Origin of the sequence: Aeromonas sp. 84A (genome assembly GCF_051919345.1) — a bacterium.
Taxonomy (GTDB): domain Bacteria; phylum Pseudomonadota; class Gammaproteobacteria; order Enterobacterales; family Aeromonadaceae; genus Aeromonas; species Aeromonas veronii.
The window spans coordinates 2,891,282-2,911,823 of sequence record NZ_JBQBEW010000001.1; the positions used below are offsets into that span (position 1 = coordinate 2,891,282).

General features: G+C 56.4%; 18 protein-coding genes. 6 read left to right on the top strand and 12 right to left on the bottom strand.

Annotated features, from left to right (window positions below; genetic code table 11):
- Positions 1–274: 274 nt before the first annotated feature.
- Positions 275–478 carry a hypothetical protein gene (locus ACTG20_RS13145; protein ID WP_194496370.1) on the top strand — a complete coding sequence of 68 codons (204 nt, stop codon included), beginning with the start codon at positions 275–277 and terminating at the stop codon, positions 476–478.
- A 79-nt stretch (positions 479–557) separates the two neighbouring features.
- Here ACTG20_RS13145 and ACTG20_RS13150 read toward each other — a convergent pair whose 3' ends face one another.
- The 11 genes from ACTG20_RS13150 to cmoM form a co-directional block, all read right to left on the bottom strand.
- Positions 558–1,388 carry a hypothetical protein gene (locus tag ACTG20_RS13150; protein ID WP_194496369.1) on the bottom strand — a complete coding sequence of 277 codons (831 nt, stop codon included), beginning with the start codon at positions 1,386–1,388 and terminating at the stop codon, positions 558–560.
- Positions 1,389–1,437: 49 nt separating this feature from the next.
- Positions 1,438–1,941 carry a peptide deformylase gene (def, locus tag ACTG20_RS13155; protein WP_043850871.1) on the bottom strand — a complete coding sequence of 168 codons (504 nt, stop codon included), beginning with the start codon at positions 1,939–1,941 and terminating at the stop codon, positions 1,438–1,440.
- Positions 1,941–2,423, bottom strand: coding sequence for a GNAT family N-acetyltransferase (locus ACTG20_RS13160; protein ID WP_194496368.1), 483 nt, complete (start codon positions 2,421–2,423; stop codon positions 1,941–1,943). Before ACTG20_RS13160 ends, def begins: the two co-directional genes overlap by 1 nt.
- 138 nt (positions 2,424–2,561) lie before the next feature.
- Positions 2,562–3,188 carry a DJ-1/PfpI family protein gene (locus ACTG20_RS13165; RefSeq protein WP_139402034.1) on the bottom strand — a complete coding sequence of 209 codons (627 nt, stop codon included), beginning with the start codon at positions 3,186–3,188 and terminating at the stop codon, positions 2,562–2,564.
- Positions 3,189–3,306: 118 nt separating this feature from the next.
- Positions 3,307–3,804, bottom strand: a complete 498-nt coding sequence (locus ACTG20_RS13170; protein WP_043850873.1) for a GNAT family N-acetyltransferase — start codon at positions 3,802–3,804, stop codon at positions 3,307–3,309.
- 174 nt (positions 3,805–3,978) lie between these two features.
- The gene (locus ACTG20_RS13175; protein WP_194496367.1) at positions 3,979–4,569 is read right to left on the bottom strand and encodes a hypothetical protein; all 591 of its coding nucleotides are present in this window, start codon (positions 4,567–4,569) and stop codon (positions 3,979–3,981) included.
- Positions 4,570–4,673: 104 nt separating this feature from the next.
- Positions 4,674–5,060: a septal ring lytic transglycosylase RlpA family protein gene (locus ACTG20_RS13180; protein ID WP_194496366.1), complete on the bottom strand. Its 387-nt coding sequence runs from the start codon at positions 5,058–5,060 to the stop codon at positions 4,674–4,676.
- Positions 5,061–5,318: 258 nt separating this feature from the next.
- Complete coding sequence (gene mukB, locus ACTG20_RS13185; protein WP_194496365.1) at positions 5,319–9,746, bottom strand: chromosome partition protein MukB; 4,428 nt, start codon at positions 9,744–9,746, stop codon at positions 5,319–5,321.
- Between the two features lie 3 nt (positions 9,747–9,749).
- A complete protein-coding gene (mukE, locus tag ACTG20_RS13190; protein ID WP_005345759.1) occupies positions 9,750–10,469 on the bottom strand; it encodes a chromosome partition protein MukE in 720 nt (239 codons plus the stop codon).
- The gene (mukF, locus tag ACTG20_RS13195; RefSeq protein WP_064335976.1) at positions 10,450–11,784 is read right to left on the bottom strand and encodes a chromosome partition protein MukF; all 1,335 of its coding nucleotides are present in this window, start codon (positions 11,782–11,784) and stop codon (positions 10,450–10,452) included. Before mukF ends, mukE begins: the two co-directional genes overlap by 20 nt.
- 100 nt (positions 11,785–11,884) lie before the next feature.
- Positions 11,885–12,661 carry a tRNA uridine 5-oxyacetic acid(34) methyltransferase CmoM gene (gene cmoM, locus ACTG20_RS13200; RefSeq protein ID WP_031227571.1) on the bottom strand — a complete coding sequence of 259 codons (777 nt, stop codon included), beginning with the start codon at positions 12,659–12,661 and terminating at the stop codon, positions 11,885–11,887.
- Between the two features lie 101 nt (positions 12,662–12,762).
- Here cmoM and elyC point away from each other — a divergent pair, with 101 nt between their 5' ends.
- The 3 genes from elyC to pfkA all read left to right on the top strand — a co-directional run bounded on the left by elyC (position 12,763) and on the right by pfkA (position 15,545).
- The gene (gene elyC, locus ACTG20_RS13205; protein ID WP_194496363.1) at positions 12,763–13,533 is read left to right on the top strand and encodes an envelope biogenesis factor ElyC; all 771 of its coding nucleotides are present in this window, start codon (positions 12,763–12,765) and stop codon (positions 13,531–13,533) included.
- Positions 13,534–13,668: 135 nt separating this feature from the next.
- Entirely contained in the window at positions 13,669–14,424 is a 756-nt protein-coding gene (gene tpiA / locus ACTG20_RS13210) for a triose-phosphate isomerase (protein ID WP_005336839.1), read from the top strand.
- 149 nt (positions 14,425–14,573) lie between these two features.
- Positions 14,574–15,545 carry a 6-phosphofructokinase gene (gene pfkA / locus ACTG20_RS13215; protein WP_005336840.1) on the top strand — a complete coding sequence of 324 codons (972 nt, stop codon included), beginning with the start codon at positions 14,574–14,576 and terminating at the stop codon, positions 15,543–15,545.
- Between the two features lie 1,625 nt (positions 15,546–17,170).
- Here pfkA and ACTG20_RS13220 read toward each other — a convergent pair.
- Entirely contained in the window at positions 17,171–18,412 is a 1,242-nt protein-coding gene (locus ACTG20_RS13220) for a dicarboxylate/amino acid:cation symporter (RefSeq protein ID WP_005352303.1), read from the bottom strand.
- Between the two features lie 270 nt (positions 18,413–18,682).
- Between ACTG20_RS13220 and ACTG20_RS13225 the strand changes: the two genes are divergently transcribed.
- Both ACTG20_RS13225 and ACTG20_RS13230 read left to right on the top strand, forming a co-directional pair.
- A complete protein-coding gene (locus tag ACTG20_RS13225; protein ID WP_167556500.1) occupies positions 18,683–18,967 on the top strand; it encodes a pyrimidine/purine nucleoside phosphorylase in 285 nt (94 codons plus the stop codon).
- 154 nt (positions 18,968–19,121) lie between these two features.
- Positions 19,122–20,507 (top strand): L-serine ammonia-lyase, encoded by a 1,386-nt coding sequence (locus ACTG20_RS13230; protein WP_113740008.1) that lies wholly within the window; start codon positions 19,122–19,124, stop codon positions 20,505–20,507.
- Positions 20,508–20,542: the final 35 nt, after the last annotated feature.

The following is a 20,542-nucleotide window of genomic DNA, read 5'->3' on the forward strand; positions in this document are numbered from 1 at the left end:
AAGGCCCTGAAGTAGGGCCCATCGCATAAGAAAAACCGCCAATAGGCGGTTTTTTCATCCTCCTTTAGCCCCTTTAGCCCCTTTACCATCATTTTGATACCAATGGCCTTGATGTAAACGCCTCAAGCGCACCTCAGCAGAACAACCCGACTGAAACCACGCACGTTCTCATCACCGCTATTTGGTCTAACAGCGCCAATCGGGCGCCGCGCGCGCCCATGCCAGCAACTACCTTCAACGGAGTGTTTGATATGAGCCAGCAGTGGAGCGCCATATGTACTCTTACACCCTCACCTTCAAGGAAGATGTCGATCGCCTGACTGCCCCCGAGCAAGAGATCACCTTGCAGAGCCCCGCTCAGGCGGGGGATTTTATTATCCTCTCCGACGGCAGCCGCCATCAGGTGATGTTTGTCACCCACAGGGCCGACTACAGCAGCCTCTATCTCGATAAAGGGGTCAGGGTGCCGCAAAGCTAGCGCAGCTCATCTCTCTATTTTCGAAAGCAAAAGAGCGGCTCCCGGCCGCTCTTTGATCTCTCTTTATGTGGATTTGCTGTCACAGCACCTTGATCACCGGTTGGTGCACTATCTCGACGTCATTTTTATAGACCACCAGCTCACCCGGTGGCACGCCTCGCTCACCCAGCACGGTGACGACGCACTCGTAGCGATAGGGGCCGCTCGTGAAGAGGTAGGTATGATTGCCCCCCGACCCCTCCACCCTGACGGTGCCATTTTTCAGCACCAGATCCGGCTTGTCGGCGAGCGTCTTGCCCTTGGCCCAGGAGGCGTAGCGATAGTGGCCATCGTCCAGCTCGTCGATGCGGATGGTAAATTTCTCGGTCTGCCACATCAGCGCGGGGCTCTTGTACTCCCGCACACTGGGATGCAGACCGCTCTTCTGCCTGGCGATAAGCTCGGCTTTCAATTTGGCGGCCTGCGCCGTCTGATGATTGATACCGATCACCTTGCCATCAAAATCCATCCAGACCTCGCCACTGCCGAGCATGATGCCGCGCCAGCCCATGGTCTGCCAATCCTGCCCGATCCGGGAGGTTGCGATGCTTTTTAATATGGCGTCATCAAATACCTCGTCAAAACGGGTCAGCATCTCCGCCGGGGTTTTGATGGTGGGAATGGGATACTCCTGCTTGAAGGGGTACTTCATCTGGTTGGCAAGTGCCTGATGATCACGGGCTTCTGCCGCATCGACCAACTGCTGCACAAAGGGGCGATATTCGGCCGGCAGCTGCTCTTCGTCGGCTGATACGGGGAGAGCGACCCACAATGTTCCCAGCAACAGCAGGGCCTTCAGCCCATAACGTCCCCGCACCTCATTGCTATTGCGGCCAAACAGTGCCCTGACATTCCATCTTGCCACTTTCATTCTGCCTGCTCTCCACATAACTAAAACGGCCAGCCACTATCCGCAAACATTAGCTGGCGGACTTGAGCGATTTTTTAACTCGTTTGAGTGCCATCTGCCGCTTGAGCGGTGACAGGTAATCAATGAACAAGTTACCATCCAGATGATCAATTTCATGCTGCATGACAATGGCCAAAAAATCGCTGCTCTCGATGGTGATCGGATTACCTTTTCGATCCAGTGCAGATACCACCACCGAGCTGTAACGCTCGACATCCGCATAATAATCCGGCACGGAGAGACAGCCCTCTTGTCCAAGCACCTTTTCAGTACCGCTTATCACTTGTGGATTAATCAAAACCAGCGGCTGATCCCTGCTCTCAGACAAGTCGATAATAACGATCGCCTCTTTACGCCCGACTTGAGTTGCGGCCAAACCAATCCCGTTTTCCGTCGCATACAGGGTCTCCAGCATGTCATCGATCAGCCCCTGTACGGTAGCGATATCCTCAACTCGCTCGGCCTTGATCCTCAACCTGGGGTCGGGAGCCGTCAAAATATTCAAAATCGCCATCACAACTCTCCATTAACCACTTTTTTCAATCCGAGGTCACAGCCCAACGGCCGGGACATGGAGACAAACGCCTGCTCCTCTTCGACCACGCTGTAACCAAGGCGCTCATAAAACCGTATCGCCCCATGGTTCTCTCTGAAGCTGGACAGGGTGACCCGGCATTTGCCCTCACGCTCAGCCTCCTGATGCAGCCGTTCCATCACGGCAGCGCCAAGCTGCCGTCCCTGATACTGAGGGAAAATGATCAGCAGATGAACATGCAGGGCATCCTCATATGGCTTGCGACATAACAGACCAATACGTTCTCCCCCATGCAGGATCCACGAAAACCATTGCGGCAAATATGAGCTGGCTAGCCGTTCGCGTTGAAATTGGTCATCCCAGCCAAAGAGCGCCTCAACATAGGGAAATATTCCCTGTTTCACGGCAGTAAAGACCTGCTCAAATTCACTTTGCGGCACATTAATCAGCTCAATATCCATCTCTTTCCCTGCTCAAGCCATATTGAAAAAATAAACAAACTGATAAATTATTAAGACATACTGATAGCCACAAAGATCTACCCTGAGCACTCAATATAAAGCACCAAGCTATTTTTACTTCAACAAGAACTCGTACATTTAGCAGATACCACCTTCGAGAAACCCCATCCCCTCTTTAATTTTTTCTAGATTGGCTTTTGAGGTAAGCATCTCCACGACAAGAAACGCAACGTCCATTGCAGTGGACGGGCTACGTGAAGTGATAATATTCCCATCGATAACGATAGGTTGATTCAGTACCTGTACACCATACTCTTGCATCTGTTGTTGCCGTTTCTGACTCAGATGATAAGTCGTACCATTGCGACCGCTTAGCACACCACTTTTGGCAATAGGCAATGCCCCCACGCACACCGAAGCAATAACTTTTCCCTTGACATCAAAATCTTTAATCCATGCCAATAGCCTTGGATCATACGCATCATCATAAAAGCCTGCACGGCTCATACCTCCCGGTATTACTAGGGAATCAAACTCTTCGATATCTATTTCATCAAACAGACATTCCGGTTCGATCGTAAAATTCCATGCACATTTAACTCGTTGGTGAAAACCAACTGTAGTTAACTGTATGGGCTCAAGGCCATAAGTTGTCGTCCAACCAAAGGCATCTGTAAATACTGATGCCTCATACTCTTCAACCCCATTACACAAAAATAGAATTACTTTTGAATTTCGCTTCCTTTCTGAGTTCACTCTATCCATCCTGTAATCAACATGAACTAACATTTGCCACAAAACACTTTAATAACCGTTGCATGGTAATATACCATGCTAATTTTTCACGAAGAAAGGCAATCAAAACTCTAAATTGTGACATAACTTAAATCAGCTTAGCCATTAAGTATTCATCAACATATTCACCATCAACTTTCATCGAGTTTCGCTTTATTCCCTCGACCTCAAAACCACAAGCGTGATAAAGAGCACAAGCTCGGACATTATGACACATGACATTTAACTCCATACGGGTAAAGGCCCGCGCGGTTGCCCACTCTTCCAGCGCAGAAAACAACTGTTTACCAAATCCCTGTCCGGTTGTGGATTGTTGAATACCGATAACACAATACAAGACATGTTTGTTACGATTTGCTGGTTGACCAATGCCGACAATAAAGCCAGCAATCTCATCGAGCTCTGCCAGTACCAGCATGACTTTGTTGTTTGCATCAACAAACGATGCCAATATTTGGGCTTGTTCAACCTCTGTCGTAGTGCGCTCTCCCGGCTCATAAAGCATAAAAGTTGTTTCACTGTCGAGTCGGTTCATTAACGCCAAGACATTGTGTGCATCAGATACACATACTTTTCTCACTTCCATCTGATGGCCTCAGATTTAATAGTTAATGTCAAGTTATACATATATTTATGAAGCTTTATCGCTTTTATATCATCTAAAGTTATCCACTTCCAGTTGTTCGATATTAAAGAACCTCAACCTTTACCTTGATAACACCTTCGAGAATATTGGCGATGAACTATTTAAATATGACGATTACTCTGCTGTCGCCCCCTTGTGGCAAGCCAGAGCCACAATAGCTAAGGAGAGGATGGTCAGTATCAACAAGTGCTTGGCCAGCCATTCGTCGCTTGGCCTATAACGCAGTAGGCCTTTGTACGTATTTTCATAACTTATCAAGACCTGCTCACCTTCCTGCACCTGCCACGCCTGTTCGAAATAAAAGGGCCACCAAAATCTGTAATAAAGCTGACTCCAGACCGTGACCCGTTTTCCTTTTGCGGCAAGCAACGCTGCTTTGTTATAGATACTACCTCGATAGGCTATTTCCTCTCCCGAGTCCGTCAGGATCCTGATCGCGGAGTCATGTGCAGTACGGAGGGGCTTATAAACCTGCACAAGCACTCCCTCATTTTTCGTCAACTGTTCCAGCGGCAGGATGGGGTTAAGCAATTCAACGTAAAAAAACACGCTCCAGAAGCCCGCCATGATGGCTATCGCCACCAGAAACTTGGTCCACCATTTCTGCATGGCACGGACGCCGAACACACGCCAGAACCAGGTGGCTTGAATACGTGCCTTCGTCATGCGCCATTGTTTGCGAAACGCGAAAATGTCCATAGTCATGCTTTATTCATCCCTGTGTATGTTTAAAGCCGCCATCTGCTGCAAGGACATTACGATCTGCAGAGCCCATCATATTCCACCAAACTCTGCGACATCGTAAGTGGTCACAGCACCTCAACCTTTACTTTGATAATCCCGTCGCGAATATTGCTGATGGCACTAAACGCAGATTTGGAGAGATCGATAATACGCCCGTTTTTAAAGGCGCCGCGGTCATTGACCTTGACCACTACACTCTTGCCGTTGGCGAGGTTGGTGACCCGCACCATGGCGCCAAAGGGCAATTCCATATGGGCGGCGCTATTGAGGTTGTTGCGATAGAGCTCGCCGCTGGCGGTCTTTTTGCCGTGATAACGGTCAGCATAATAGCTGGCGTAACCGGTTTCGCTATAGCCGCGCCAGCTGCCGCCGTGGCTCTCGTCATAACGGCTGCTACAGGCCGCCAGCAGCAGGCAAAGAGATAACAGCAGCCCTTTCTGGATATATTGCACCTTCCCCTCTCCTCTCTTCTTTTTTCACTCTGCGCTATTTTTGCATCTTCGATACGGCCGGTGACGCTGGCGACACGCTTGCAGGCGGGAGCTCTCACCTTGCCATAGCTCCAAGGCACTCACCATGTTACTCGCCTTGTTGTCAGGCAGCAGCGACGGTGCGGCTACTTTGCCATATCTTCCATGTAAAAAGGGAGGCAAATGCCTCCCTTTAACCTATTTACCGGTCATCCCGTATCGGGATGGGCCAGAGACCTCTCAGGCAATCAGCTTGTCATCGCTAAAGCCGAAGCCGCGCAGACCCACCACATGCACATGCTCGTGCTTGCCCTGCACCTTGCGGATGAGCTTGTAGGTGGTGCCCTTCTCGGGGCTGATGTTCTCCGGCGCCGCGATAAGCAGCTGCATATCCTGCCGCTCGCACAGCTCGAACAGGGTGGCGATGGATTTGCCATCCAGACGGGCCGCTTCGTCGAGGAACAACAGACGGCAGGGAGCGATATCCTTGCCGCGCAGACGGCGGGACTCCTCCTCCCAGCTGATCAGTACCATCAAGAGGATGGCCTGACCGGTACCGATCGCCTCACCGGTGGAGAGCGCGCCGCTCTCGGCCCGCAGCCAGCCATCGGCGCCGCGCTGCACCTCGATCTCCAGCTCCAGATAGTTGCGATAGTCGAGCAGCACGTCGCCCATCACCTGATAGCTGCGATCCCCCTGCTCGATCTGCGGGTTCAGGCGCTGGAACAGCTTGGCCATCGCCTCGGAGAAGCTGAGCTCCTTGTCGGCGAACAGATCGTTGTGCATGGCAGTTTGGTCGGCCAGTGCCGTCAGCAGACGGGTGTGGGCCTCGCGGATATTGACGTTGAGGCGCACCCCGCGCACCAGACCGAAGGCGATGTTCTGCAAGCCCTGGTTGAGCACCCGGATGCGGTTCTGCTCGCGGCGGATGATGTTGGTGATCTTGGCCGCCACCTCGTGGGAGGAGAGCGACAGATGGGTTTCCCGCTGCTTGAGCTCGTCAGCCAGACGGGCCAGCTCGATCTCCATCTCCTCGATCGCCTCAACCGGATCATCGGAGCGGATGATGTCGTTGCGGATGCGATCTTTAAGGTAACGGTAGACCTGCACGTAGAAGGCGACCTTCTGCTCGGTGCTGCGGTTGCCCTCGGAGAGACGCAGCGCATCGCGCAGGGCCTCGTCGTGGGCTACCGCCACCCGCAGGGCGCCGAGGGCCTTGTCTGACATAGAGCGCAGCTCGTCGCTGTCAAGGTACGCCAGCTCACGCTTGTTGAGGCGCTTCTCGACATCAGTCTCCCGCGCCAACCGCACCACCCGCGACCAGCTCGCCTTGTGACCCACCAGAGATTTACGGGCGCTGTAGTAATCCTTGCCTTCCAGCTTGAGACGACCGCCGAGGGATTCGATCTCGCGCTTGGTGACCTGCAACTGGGCCTCGGCGCTGGTGCGACGGGAACGGGTGCGGATCAGCAGCTCTTCAATCTCTTTCTTGTGGGCGCGCGCCTTCTCTTCCATATCGTCAGAGAGGGTCAGCCCCATGGCCGCCAGCTCCTGCTCGAACTCGGTCAGGGTCTGGCGCTTGGCCTCGACGCTGGAGTTAAGCGCAGTGCGCAGCTGCAACGCCTCGGTGTGGCGCTGGGCAATCTGCTTGTGCTGCTCGCCAGCGGTGCGGGCCGCCAGCTCAGCCGCTTTCAGCTTCTCTTTGAGTCGCTCGCTCATCTCGGAGGCCTTACCCAGCAGGTCTTGCGCATCCTGATAGGCAAAGTGCGGCAGGCGGGCCACCAGCTGATCGAGGGCGTAGCACCGGCGTTTCTGCTCGGCCAGCAGGTCGCTCACCTCATCATAGGCGGCCTGCAGCGCGGCCAGATCCTGCGGATCTTGACGCAGCACCTGCACCATGGTTTCCAGCTTCTCCAGCGACTTGCCGTGTTTGGCGATAAAGGCTTCGGCCTGTTTTAGCGCTTCCACATCGGCGTGAGCCGCCTCGAGGCGAGCCGCCAGCTCTGTCTCGGCAAACAGGTGGGCAAACGGCAGCATCCCCTGTACCAGCTGGATATGGCGGGTCAGCTGGGCGGCGGCCGCTTTGGCATCACTCAGCTGCTTGTCGCACTCACCGATGGCCCCTTGCAGCGCGCGCAGCTCGGCCTGTTTGGCCTGCACTTCGGCTTCCGGGTCGGGGCGGAAGGCGATATCCAGATGCTGGCCGATAAAGTCGCGGAAGTGACCGTAAAGACGGTGATACTTCTGCTGCTCGAAGGCGGCCTTGGCGTAGCCCTCGATGAGCCCTTCGCGCTCAAGGTCGAGCTGCTCGATCCGTTTTTCCCGCGCAGCGCGGCCAAACAGCGGCAGCTCGGGGTAGCGGGAGAAGCGCACTTGACGCTTGCTGGTGCGCACCAGCACGGCGTCCCCCAGCTCGTCCGCTTCCACCAGATCTTCGTCAAAGGAGTCGGGGTTGCCCTGAATCAGGTAGATATCTTCCGGGCAATCTTCCAGCTTTTTCAGCCGCTCGATGGCGCCTTCGAGGTCGAGCACCACCAGGGCGCTGCGAGCCGGGCCGTAAAGCGCGGAGTAGTAAGGGGCATCATCGATGGAGATGTCATCATAGACATCGGAGAGCAGCACGCCCCCCACCTGCTCGGCGATGCGGGCAAGGCGGGGATCCGCCTCGCCGGCTCCCAACTGCAGGTTGCGAATTTGCAGCTCCAGCGCCTGTTTCTGCGCCGCGATGCGGTTACTCTCCTGCTCGAACTCGCGCTCCTTGTCGAGCACTGTCTGCATACCAGCCGAAAGCTCTTCGGCTGTGGCGAGCGGCAGGCCGCTCTGCTCGCGCAACTGCTCGAGTTTTTCAAAGGATTTGAGCCAGCGCGGCGCCAGCTTGGTGAGCTCCGCAATATCACGGCCGAGCTGGGTGCCCTGATGCTCGAGGCTGGCGCGGCGCTGGTTCACCTCCGCCTGCTGCTCGGAGAGCTCCTCCTGACGGGTGCGCTGGGCTTCGAGGAAGATCTCCAGCTCATCGCTGCTGGCAATCAGCTGGCCAGAGGCCTGCTGCAGCTCGTCGCGCAGCTTGAAGAGATTTTTCTGGCTTTCGCTCTCTTTCTCTAGGCGAGCCAGCGCGGCGCGCAGCCCCTGCCCCTGGGCAATGCGAGCCTTGTCTTCGATGTGACGCTTGAGCAGCGCCTGTGCGGTGGGCCAGGCGGCCTCGCGCACTGTTTCCGGAGCGATGCTGAGCAGCAGCGCCAGCGCCGCTTCGTGCTCGGCCACCGCCGCCTTGGCCAGCGCCAATTGTTGTTCGGCCCCCAGCACCCGGCTGGTGAGGCTCTGCTCGGCGCTACGGAACTGGTGCAGGGTGTCGCTCGCCTGTTCGGCGGTCAGCCCCGGCAGCTCGCACTGCTCGCGGGCAGCCTCCAGCGCCTGCACCGCCTGACGGTACTGGATGGCGCGGGTCTGCTGGATATCGAGCGCCTGCTGGTAGTCGGCCAGCTGGGTCTTGAGGCTGTCTACCTCGGCCTGCGCCAGCTCCTTGCGCTCTTCCACTTCCAGCAGTTGGCCGTGGATCTCCTCCACCACCGCTTGCTGCTGCTCGAGTTTGTCAGAGAGACCCGCCAGATCGGCGCGGTACATCTCGATCTTCTTCTGCAGGCTGACTGCGGCCATCACCTTGGCCAGATGCTCGGAGGCAGACTCCAGCTCGTCGGTCAGCAATTTCTCGCGGTTGGTGAGCTGCTCCACCTCGTCGGCCAGATAGATGGCGCGCTGCTTCTCTTCGGCCAGAATGCGGCGCTTGTCGGCCAGCTCCTGGCGCGCCTTGAGGGCCAACTCGGAGAGGCGGCTCTTCTCGGCGGCGTTGCGCACATAGTCCGCTGCCACATAGTGGGTGGTCTCGGTGATCAGGTTCTTGAACAGATCCCGCTGACCCTGGGTCTCCTTGATGGCCTCCAGCGTGCGGCGGTTTTCATAGATAGCCGCCTCCATGTCTGCAAACGCCTTGCGCACCCCGGAGTTCTCCGGCAGCAGGTACTCTCGCAGGGAACGGCTGATGGACGAGGAGATGCCGCCGTAGAGGGAGGCTTCGATCAGGCGATAGAACTTGCCGCGATCTTTTTGATCACGGAGCTTCTTCGGGGTGATGCCGAACTCGAACATGAAGTTGTGATAGTCGGTCACCGTATTGAATTTGGCGACTTTCAGCGCTCCCAGCTCGGCGGCCGCCCCTTTCAGGTCGGTAAAGGCGCGTACCCGCCCCTTGCCACCATCGAGCTTCTCCAGCAGCAGATCGGTCGGTGCCAGATTCTCCGGCACATCCACCAGCGCGAACGGGGTGATGTTGACCTTGTTGTCGCGGTTGGCCACCTGTTCGAGGTGAACGCCGACCCAGATCCGCTGCTCGCGGCTGTTCATCACTTCCAGAAGTGAGTAGCAGTGGCCGCGCTGCAGTTTGCCGTAGAGCCCCTTGTCACGGGAGGCGCTGCTCGATCCCGCTTCCGTGGTGTTGCGGAAATGGAGCAGTGACTGGTCGGGGATGAGCGCCGCGATAAAGGCCGCCATGGTGGTGGACTTGCCCGCGCCGTTGCCGCCGGAAAGGGTAGTGACCAGCTGGTCGAGATCGAAGGTCCGGGCAAAGAAGCCGTTCCAGTTGACCATGGTCAGGGATTTGAACTTGCCTCGCACCGGTTATACCTCCAGATCCAGTTGTTCTTCATCGAGATCCGCCTCGATGTCATCAAAGAGCGAGTCGCTGCTCGGCATTTCGTCGTCGTGGAAGATGGCTTCACCCTCCTGGATCATCCGCAGCTGAACGGCGCGCGGATCTTCATCGGAGCGCACATCGGCGGCGAAACGGAACACCGATTCGTTGACCCGGAATTTATCCCCGTTGCCAAGGGCGGTGATCATGCCAAGGCGGCGCAGACGGCGCATGGAGGTACGGATCTTTTCGAGCAGCTTCTTCTTGTCGAGATCGGTACCGCCGGAGCGGCTGTTGACCATCCGCAGCAGCTGCTTCTCGTCGGCGAGGCTCAGCACCTCCTCCTGCAGCTCAGCCATGGCGAATACCCCTTCCGAAGCCAGACGATCCGGGCTCAGGTAGAGATAGCAGAGCACCTTGCCCACCAGCATATCGAGCTCGGAGAGCACAGTGGTGCCGATGTCGGAGCTCGGGCGCGGACGCAGGTAGAAGAAGCCTTCCGGCGCCTTGATCAGCTCCACCTGATAGCGGCCGTAGAAGATCTCCAACTCGCTGTGATATTCGACCAGCGCCGAATGCTGCTCGAACTCGTCGGCACTGATGTGGCGACCGGAGCGCAAGGCGGTGTCGATGCGCGGAAACAAGGGGTTGGCAATCGCCTCTGCGAGCCGCAGCGGCAAGGGAAACTCAGTATTGATCAATGACATAGGCCTGAACCTTGGATCCAGCTTGGTTAATGGGTTTCCATGCGGGTTGGCGATGCAGTTCGCGCTCGCCGCTGGCATGGCCCAGGCGCACGGCCTGGTCGATCAGAAGACGCGCCACATCGAAGTGGGCATGAGCCGGGTAGTCCAGCAGGTATTCCCGCAGCACATCGGCCAAGTCCAGCTGCTGCCCCTGCTCGGGGTAGCGGGCCAGATAGCGCTCGATGCGCTCGGCCAGCTCCTGGTTGATGTCCACCATCTCGACATACTCCATCTCGAGTGGCACCTCACCGGTCACCTCCTCGTCGTGGATAGCGATGGTCTCGTCGCGCAGCTCCAGCAGACGGGGCTCTTCGGCCACCCGCAGCTGCCAGTTGTGCTGCTCGAAATTGCGGATGGACTCGCGCAGCCGTTGGCTGAAGGCGCGGTTCTTGTCCATATCGATGGCGTTGCGGATAAATTTGTGGACGTGTCTGTCGTAGCGGGACCAGAGCTCGATGCACTGCTGACCCCAGCTGGTGATGACGTCAAGCCGCCCTTGCAAGGCGTGAGTCAGCTCCTCGACGTGGAACAGATCATCGCGCCCCTGCGCCGCTTCCTGAATGTTGAGCAGCCCCGCCTGCAGGCGGTGGCCGGCAGCGTCCAGGGTATCCTGCAGCTCGCGCAGGGTCTGGCCGGTCTCGTGCAGCAGTTTTTCGCAGCTGTGAATGGCATCGACCCAGTTCTGGGTCAGAAGGGCCGCGATTTCGCTTTTGACCTGATTCTGCTGCTCATCCATGGCGCGCTGGGTGAGATCAATTCGCCCCAAGGTCTCTTCCAGCGAGAAGGTGAGGCGCGGCAGCACCTCGGCATCCCACTGCTCGCGGGTGTTGGTCTCGAGCGCCGCCTTGCGGGCGGTGTCGAGCTCGGAAGCCAGGTGTTCGAGCAGAATGGAGAGCTTGATGGAGTCAACCTGACGCTGATCCATAAAGAAGTCGACGATGCTCACACCCAGGCGCGACAGACGGTAGAGACTCTCCCCCGCCACCATGTCGGTGTTGAAACGTGACAGCAACTGCTGGCGAATGAGATCGTTGATGGCGTTGTTGGCGCGACCGGTGAGGGTCTCGTCCATCTGGCCGAAGGCGCTGCTGACATAGCCAAAAGCGTCGTGCAGCGCCGCCTCCGACAGGTCCGACTCATCTTCGGACAGGGTCTTGATTGCAATCAGAAAGGCCAGCCGGTCGGTTGGCAGGCTCAACGCCAACCCCTCCTGCCTGACCCACCCTACTAGCTCCGGCAAAGAACGCTCTGGCAGGGTACGGGATGTACTCATCATGATGTTGTCATCTCGTTGTTGTATTGGGCGCAAAATCGTGCGCGCGGCTACATCCGGTAGCATCGAAAACATGGTTCACATCGACCTGAACAGCGAGCAATCAGCTGGCCGGCTTCTGGGCCATCACATGGATATAGCGACCGAGGGCGACAAAAGGCTCCTGACGGCAATATTGCTGCTCCATGGCCAGCAGATCGTCGAACTTCTCCACCTGATCCTGCTTGTGACGCATATAGTCGTGGATCACCCGCACCCCGGTCTTGCCGATGATGCGCAGCCCCCCGCGACCAATCCAGTCATAGACCTGCTCCGGCAGCTGGGGATTGGTGGGCGTAAGCGCAGTCTGGCGCTTCTTGCGAAGGCCAAGGCGCACATAGTCAAAATTGCCCACCACCAGGCTCTGGAACAGCAAACCATGACGGTTGTAGAAAAGCAGCGACAGTATGCCCCCGGCATTGACGAAAGGGAACAGACCCAGCAAGGTCTGGCGCGGCTCGGCGAGCCACTCCAGCACCGCATGGCAGAGCACCAGATCAAAGGTCCCGGTCACGTGTTGCTTCAGATCCTGAATGGGGCAATGGATGAGACGAATTTTGTCTTCCAGCCCCTTCTCGGCGATCTGGCTGCGAGCCAGTTCCAGCATTTCTGCTGACAGATCGCACAGCTCCACCTGATGGCCCATGGCCGCCAGCTTCTGGGCGAAATAGCCAAAACCGCCCCCCGCATCGAGGATGCGCAGCGGTCGGTTGCCAAGGCGGGCCAGGCAGGCTTCGATGTCGCTCCAGACAATGGTGGTGCGGATGCGCCCCTTGGTGGAGTCGTAAATGTTGCGGGCGAACTTGTCGGCGCGCCCGTCAAAACTCTGATCGTGCTTCAAGGAGAAACTCAACATTAGCGCCACAGGGTTGTGGCCATCCCAAAAAAGAGAGGTATTCTGTCACATCCCGAATTTGCTGAAAACTCAAGGAAGTGTCTGCCGTGTTTGTGATTAAAAAGTGGCTGGGTCAGCTGCTGATGCCGCTCCCCTTCTCCCTCTCCCTGCTGCTGGTCGCCCTGCTGCTGCTCTGGTTCACCCGTTTTCAGAAAACCGGCAAACTGCTGGCCACTCTCTCGCTGCTCATTGTGGCCCTGATGGGGATGCGGCCGGTGAGCTATGAACTGGCCCGCGGGCTGGAGCAGACCTACCCGCCGTTCGAGGTGAGCCAGCATCCCAACATCGATGCCATCGTGGTGCTCGGCAACGGTCATGTCAGCGATCCGGCGGTACCGATGCGCAGTTGGCAGAACAATATCTCGCTGGCACGGACTCTCGAAGGGGTTCGCCTCGCCCAGGCCTATCCGGACGCCGAGCTGGTTTTCTCCGGCTATGTGTCGGGGGATACCCTCTCCAATGCCGAGGTCAATGCCCGGATGGCCGAGAGCCTCGGCATATCCCGTTCGCGGATGACGTTGTTTGAAAACAACAAAGACACTCATGATGAGGCGGTCAGTATCAGTCGTCACCTCAAGGGAAAAGAGGTGGCGCTGGTCAGTTCGGCCACCCATTTACCCCGGGCCATGGCCCTCTATCAGGGTCAGGGACTCAATGCCGTGCCGGCCCCCACCGATTACACCGCCAAGCAGAGCCAGGTACCCCAGCCCCTCTACAGTTATTTACCCAAAGGGCGTTATCTGATGTATTCCGAAGCTGCCATCCACGAATGGATTGGGGTATGGTGGGCTCGCTTGCGGGGGCAGGTTAACGAATGAGCGATCAAGCGTTTCATTCCTGATTTGGATCAGGAAAGCGAAAAAAAATTACGTCATTTGCCGCCGGGTCAGCTATCTTGGGCTCGGTTCAATTCATATAATGTCGCGCAATCAAATGCCTAGGAGATATACAAGATGAGACAGCACCTGGTAATGGGTAACTGGAAACTGAACGGCACCAAAGCTTCTGTAGAAGCTCTGATCAAAGGACTGACCCCGGCTGCTGCCGCTCATCCTTCTGTGCAAGTCGCCGTCTGCCCGCCGGTTATCTTTTTGGGTCTGGTTGAGCAACTGACCGCTGGCAGCAAGATTGCCTACGGTGCCCAGAACGCTGACGTTCACGAGTCTGGCGCCTTCACCGGCGAAAACGCCCCCTCCATGCTGAAAGCCTTTGGTTGCACCTACTCTCTGGTCGGCCACAGCGAGCGTCGTACCCTGCACGCAGAGACTGACGACGTGGTTGCTGCCAAGTACGAAGCGATCCAGAAAGGCGGCCTGGTGCCGGTTCTGTGCATCGGTGAAACTCTGGAGCAGTTCGAAGCCGGCGTGACCAAGAACGTGGTTGAGACCCAGCTGAAAGCTGTTATCGACCGTTGCGGCATCGCCTCCTTCAACAACGCCGTTATCGCTTACGAGCCGGTATGGGCCATCGGTACTGGCAAGACTGCCACTCCGGAGATCGCTCAGTCCGTTCACGCTCACATCCGTCAGTACCTGGCCGGTTTTGATGCCGCCGTTGCTGCCAAAGTACAGATCCTGTACGGCGGTTCCGTCACTGGCGCCACTGCAGCCGACCTGTTCGGTCAGCCGGACATCGACGGTGGCCTGGTCGGTGGTGCGTCCCTGAAAGTGGACGACTTCTCCCAGATCATCGCAGGCGCTGCCAAGTAATCGCTGATTACGGCAAAGAGAGGGGCTCGTCCCCTCTCTTGTATCGCTTTTCCTATGGTGGCCCCCGCATCCCATATGAAAGCCGATATAGTAAAAGTGGCTTGTCTATTTAAACATTCGTATTTGACAACTCAGATCCAGAGGCACTCATGACCAAACAAATCAAACGTATTGGTGTTTTGACCAGTGGTGGCGACGCACCGGGTATGAACGCAGCCATTCGCGCCGTGGTTCGCGCCGGTTTGCATCATGGCCTGGAAGTTTATGGTATTTATGATGGCTACCTCGGCCTGCACCAGGATCGCATCGTCAAGCTGGAGCGTCACAGCGTCTCCGACGTGGTGAACCGTGGTGGTACTTTCCTCGGCTCCGCCCGTTTCCCTGCCTTCAAAGACCCCGCAGTGCGCGCCGAAGCAATCGAAAACCTGAAAAAGCACGGTATCGATGCGCTGGTCGTCATCGGTGGTGACGGCTCCTACATGGGTGCCAAGAAGCTGACCGAAGAGGGTTTCCCCTGCATCGGCCTGCCGGGCACCATCGACAACGACATCGCCGGTACCGACTTCACCATCGGCTTTGATACCGCCCTGAACGTGGTGGTTGACGCCATCGACCGCCTGCGCGACACCTGCAGCTCCCACCACCGTATCTCCGTGGTCGAGATCATGGGCCGCCACTGTGGCGATCTGGCCATGTCCGCCGCCGTTGCCGGTGGTGCCGAATATGTGATCGTACCGGAAGTGGCTTTCGACAAAGAGAAGCTGCTCAAGCAGATTAAGGAAGGCGAAGCCAAGGGCAAGAAGCACGCCATCATCACCATCTGCGAGCACGTTACCGACGTGAACGCACTGGCCAAGGACATCGAAGCCCTGACCGGTCGTGAAACCCGCGCCACCATCCTGGGCCACATCCAGCGTGGCGGTGCCCCGACTGCCCGTGACCGCATCATGTCCAGCCGTATGGGTGCTTACGCCGTTGAGCAGCTGCTGGCTGGTCACGGTGGTCGCTGCGTCGGTATCCAGCGCAACGAGCTGGTACACCACGACATCATCGACTGCATCGAGAACATGAAGCGTCCGTTCGATCAGGAGCTGTACAACCTCTCCACCACCCTGTTCTAAGCCACGCGGCTTTTAACCGGCTGTTGATGACAAAAACCCTCCATCGGAGGGTTTTTTAATATCTTGCAAAAACGGGTGCATCGGCACGCTTTGTGCCCCTCACCATACGGGTTGCCTGATCCCCAACCCTTGCGCCATCTGACTGATCGTTAACGTCCACCTCCTCGCACCAACCGATATCAGCCAAAGATACCGTTCCGATATTGCCGTGGATGTTTTATCACTGCGAACCGGATTGTGTTGAACTGTGCTCTGTCGCCCCTGAAACGAGCTTGTTCAGCCTCCTCGTCATACGCCGCTTTTTATATCTCAATCTTGTAGAAAGGATTCAGATATCTTATCCAACCATGCTCCGGCTCTGATCTCGTATTGCAATCACATGACTCACGCTGGTGCATCGCCCACACAAATCGCTGCTCGCGCCCAGCCCAGCCCAGCCCAGCCCAGCCCAGCCCAGCCAGAGAATACGCCTCTGGCCTATTGCGCACCTCACTCTTGCTGCGGCCATGTCTATTCCGAGGCCAACGGGGAAATTGGCGGTGATAAAACAGCCAGCTGCTACTGTGTATCCCCCCGATGTACGGCTCTCATCCCTATGAACCCAGTGTATTGCTGTAAAAATGCTGAGACTCCGGCCTGATAAAGTCATGGTACGACAAGGGCTGGCAACAAGATTTTCTCCATAGACTTCTTTTGGATGGGCTATCTACGTCAGGAATCGTCAAATCATTGCCTTGCGCACTTTTTATGGCCTCAATGACACTATTGCGAGGGTGAAAACTTATAAAACGCCACTTGAGCTCCATACAAAGCCCTTTCACCAAACCAACCAACAGCTCACCAACTAATTGAATTTAAATGAAATAACCATAAAAACAGAATTTTGAATGCCTAACATACAATGGCAGGTGATAAAATAAGCTCAATATGACAAAAATAGCCATCTCAACCAACAACACACATAAAGTAGCTATTTTATCAATTTACACCTTGTTTTACCCCCTTGATATGGTATCTTGACTACATCAACCAACAACTTAGGGAGAGAAAAATGAAAGAGTTTGTCGTTACTGCCGTTTTCACGGTGTTTTTCACCCTGGTTGCTGTCTCTCTGCCCTCACTGTCACAGTTCTGAGCCGGATAGAGAGGCATCAATCCGGACCGACCCTCTTTGCCATGTCTGTTTAATCGCCACCAACTGGCGCTTTTCAGTAATAATGCCGAGATGGTCAACATAGATATGATTTCATCACGTTGACGCTGTTTCTTTCGCCACAAGGGTGTAACCAGGATGGTTTAACCACACTCTGTTTGGATGGAATAGAACTAGCAGCAAATCATATCCGAGGGGAGCAAGGCTCCCCTTTTTGTTACCCGCCGTTTGACAATCCCCTACCCCAGCATCACAACAGGCCGGTTGACGCCATACGGCCCATGTCCACAACTGATGTTTTCCCCTCCTGTACTCTCCATTCAACACAGCTACATCCGTCAGCAATCTCTTGTGCACACCTTTGCTCTGATACTTGTCCAGCAGATATAAAAAAGCCCCCGCTATCATGGCAGGGGCTCGCGTTACGCAGTATCAGCTTAGGGCTGTTATATCTCAGTCCAGCTCAAAGCAATTATGCCTTGTTCCAGCGCTGCGGGTCATATTCCGGGCTGAATCGGTCAACAATGACAGCACAGGCCGCATCGCCGGTGATATTGAGGGAAGTGCGGATCATGTCGAACAGACGATCCAGCGCGAACAGCAGCGGCAACCCTTCGATGGGGATCCCGGCCGCCAGCAGCACGGCAACCACCAGGAAGCTTGGGCCCGGCACACCGGCCTGGCCGATCGCCCCCAGAGTGGAGGTCACAATGATGGCCGCCCAGGCACCAACGCTCAGATCGATGTTGTAAACCTGCGCGAAGAAGATGGCGACCAGACCGTAATAGATGGCGTTGCCGCTCATGTTGATAGTGGCACCCAGCGGCAACACGAATGAGGCGGTCGCGTTGGTCACTTTCAGATCATGCTCGCAGGTCTCCATATTGACCGGCAGGGTCGCCATGGAAGAGGCGGTGGAGAAGGCCACGATCTGCGGCTTCTTCATGGCAGAGAGGTACTTCATCACCGGCGTGTTGGAGAACATCATCACCAGCAGCGGATAGACCACGAAGCCGAAGATGAGGATGGCAGCCACATAGACCACGAACAGCTTGAGTACCAGGGTCAGCACATCGAAGCCATAGGTTCCGATGGCTTCCGCCATCAGACCGAACACCCCGAGCGGCGCGATGATCATCACCTTGTTGATCATCCAGACGAAGGCATCCACCAGGGTATTGAGCCCATCGACCAGCGGCTTGGCCCGCTCGCGCGGTTGTTTGGCCAGCGCAATGCCGAGGAACATGCAGAATACCAGGATCTGCAGGATGTTCGCTTCGTTGAGTGAGTTGAATACGTTGGTGGGGATCATGCCAAGCAGGGTGGCGACTGCATCCGGCAGCGCCCCTTTATCGGCGTAGTCACCGCCAAACATGGAGGCAACGGAAGCGAAATCGACCCCGACACCCGGTTTGAAGATCTGCCCCATCACCAGCGCCAGCAACACGGCCAACGCGGAGGTCACGAGGAAGAAGGCCAGCGTAGCCGCACCGATCTTGCCCGCAGCCGGGCTGGCGCCCAGATTGGCGGCGCCGGAGAGGATGGCTACCGCCACCAGCGGGATTACCAGCATCTTGATCAGCTGGATAAACAGGGTACCGAGCGGTGCAAACACGGTGGCTTGTTCACCCATGAACGCGCCGACCACTGCGCCCAGTACCATGGCGACCACAACCTGGAAGCCGATGTTTTTAATGAGTCCTTTAGTTAACACAATATGTTCCTTTATGTAGCAAAATTCACACTTTTCCCAGTGCAATTAACCAAACAGGGGAATGAGCGGCTGCCCATTCCCCTGTTTGCGCGTGTTATCTCACATTTAATTGCTGTTTTAAATCAGCAAATCATTAACCTTGGCTATTAATAAGTTTGCGAAAAAGTGAAGATTCAAAGCGGTCTCGGCGATTTTTACCTCATCCCCCATGACAACTGGCAAAAGATTGTGCTAGTTTGGCTGCACAAACGTACACACAGGGATGTAAAGATGCTGAAAGTTAACGAGTATTTCGACGGAAATGTAAAATCCATCGGTTTCGAACAAAAAGGCGAGAAATCAACCGTCGGGGTGATGAACGTCGGTGACTACCTGTTCAACACCGCCGCCCCCGAACGGATGACAGTGATCAAGGGCGCCCTCACCATCCAGCTGGCTGATGAAGATGAGTGGCACACCTACAGCCAGGGTGAATCCTTCCTGGTGGCCGGTCACTCCTCCTTCAAACTGGAAGTGAAAACCCCCACAGCTTATCTGTGCGAATTTCTCGACTGATCAGGCCGGTTGAAGGGGATCAGCCCCTTCAACCTTCTTGGGCAATCCCCAGCCCCATTATCTGTGTCCATGTCACAGCACCGCACATCCCCGCTTTCCATCCACGTCAAAAATCCTAGAATAAACAGACATAAACCATCACCGGATTGATGTCATGATCAGCGTGTTTGACCTGTTTTCCATCGGAATTGGCCCCTCCTCTTCCCATACTGTCGGCCCCATGCGTGCATCCTATGCTTTCGTCCAGCAGCTCAAGCTGCAAGGCCATCTGCCACAGGTCACGCGGGTCGAAGTGGAGTGTTACGGCTCGCTGGGCCAGACCGGCAAAGGGCACGGTACCGGCAAGGCAATCATTCTGGGGCTATCGGGCTTTGAACCGGAATCGGTCGATATCGATGCCATCCCCGCCATTCTGGCTCGAGTGGAAAAGGAACAGAACCTGCAGCTGGCAGGCGAACAACCAAGCCATTTTCCCCGCACCGGTGCCATCATCTTCAACCGCCGCAAGACCCTGCCAGCCCACACCAATGGCATGACTCTGCGCGCCTTTGATAAAGAGGAAAACCTGCGCTTCAGCCAGACCTACTACTCCATCGGGGGCGGCTTCATCATTGAAGAGAGCCACTTTGCCACGGCCAAAGAAGAGGCTGCCAAGTCCGATGCCGAACACCCAGTTCCCTACCCGTTCGACAGCGGCGCCCAACTGCTGGCCCACTGTCAGGAGAGCGGCCTCTCCATCTCGGGGCTGATCCTGGCCAATGAGCGGGTCTTTCGCAGCGATGAGCAGATAAAAGCGGGGCTGCGCAAGATCTGGCAGGCGATGCAAGGCTGCGTCGAGCGAGGCTGCAAGAGCGAAGGGGTGCTGCCGGGCGGCCTCAAGGTTCGGCGCCGCGCCCCGGGGCTGTTCCGCCAGTTAAGCTGCGAGACCAACTTCAACAAGGATCCGCTGATGGTGATGGAGTGGGTCGATCTCTTTGCGCTGGCGGTCAATGAAGAGAACGCCGCCGGTGGCCGGGTGGTCACCGCCCCCACCAATGGCGCTGCGGGCATCATCCCCGCCGTGCTGCACTACTACGATCGCTTCGTGCACAAGGTGGATGACGAGACGCTGATCCGCTACTTCCTCACCGCGGCTGCCATCGGCATCTTATATAAGAAGAACGCCTCCCTCTCCGGGGCCGAAGTGGGCTGTCAGGGTGAAGTGGGCGTGGCCTGCTCCATGGCGGCCGGCGCGCTGACCGAACTGCTGGGGGGCAGTCCGGCCATGGTGGAGAACGCCGCCGAGATCGGCATGGAGCACAATCTCGGCCTCACCTGTGATCCCATAGGCGGACTGGTGCAAGTGCCCTGCATCGAGCGCAACGCCATGGGGGCGGTCAAGGCGATCAATGCCGCCCGCCTCGCCCTGCGCGGCACCGGCGAGCACAAGGTGTCGCTCGACAAGGTGATCAAGACCATGTGGGAGACCGGCAACGACATGAAGACCAAATACAAGGAGACGGCCCGTGGCGGCCTCGCCGTTAACATTACCGAATGTTAAAAAACGGCAAATGACTCCATTTGGTTCCGAAATGC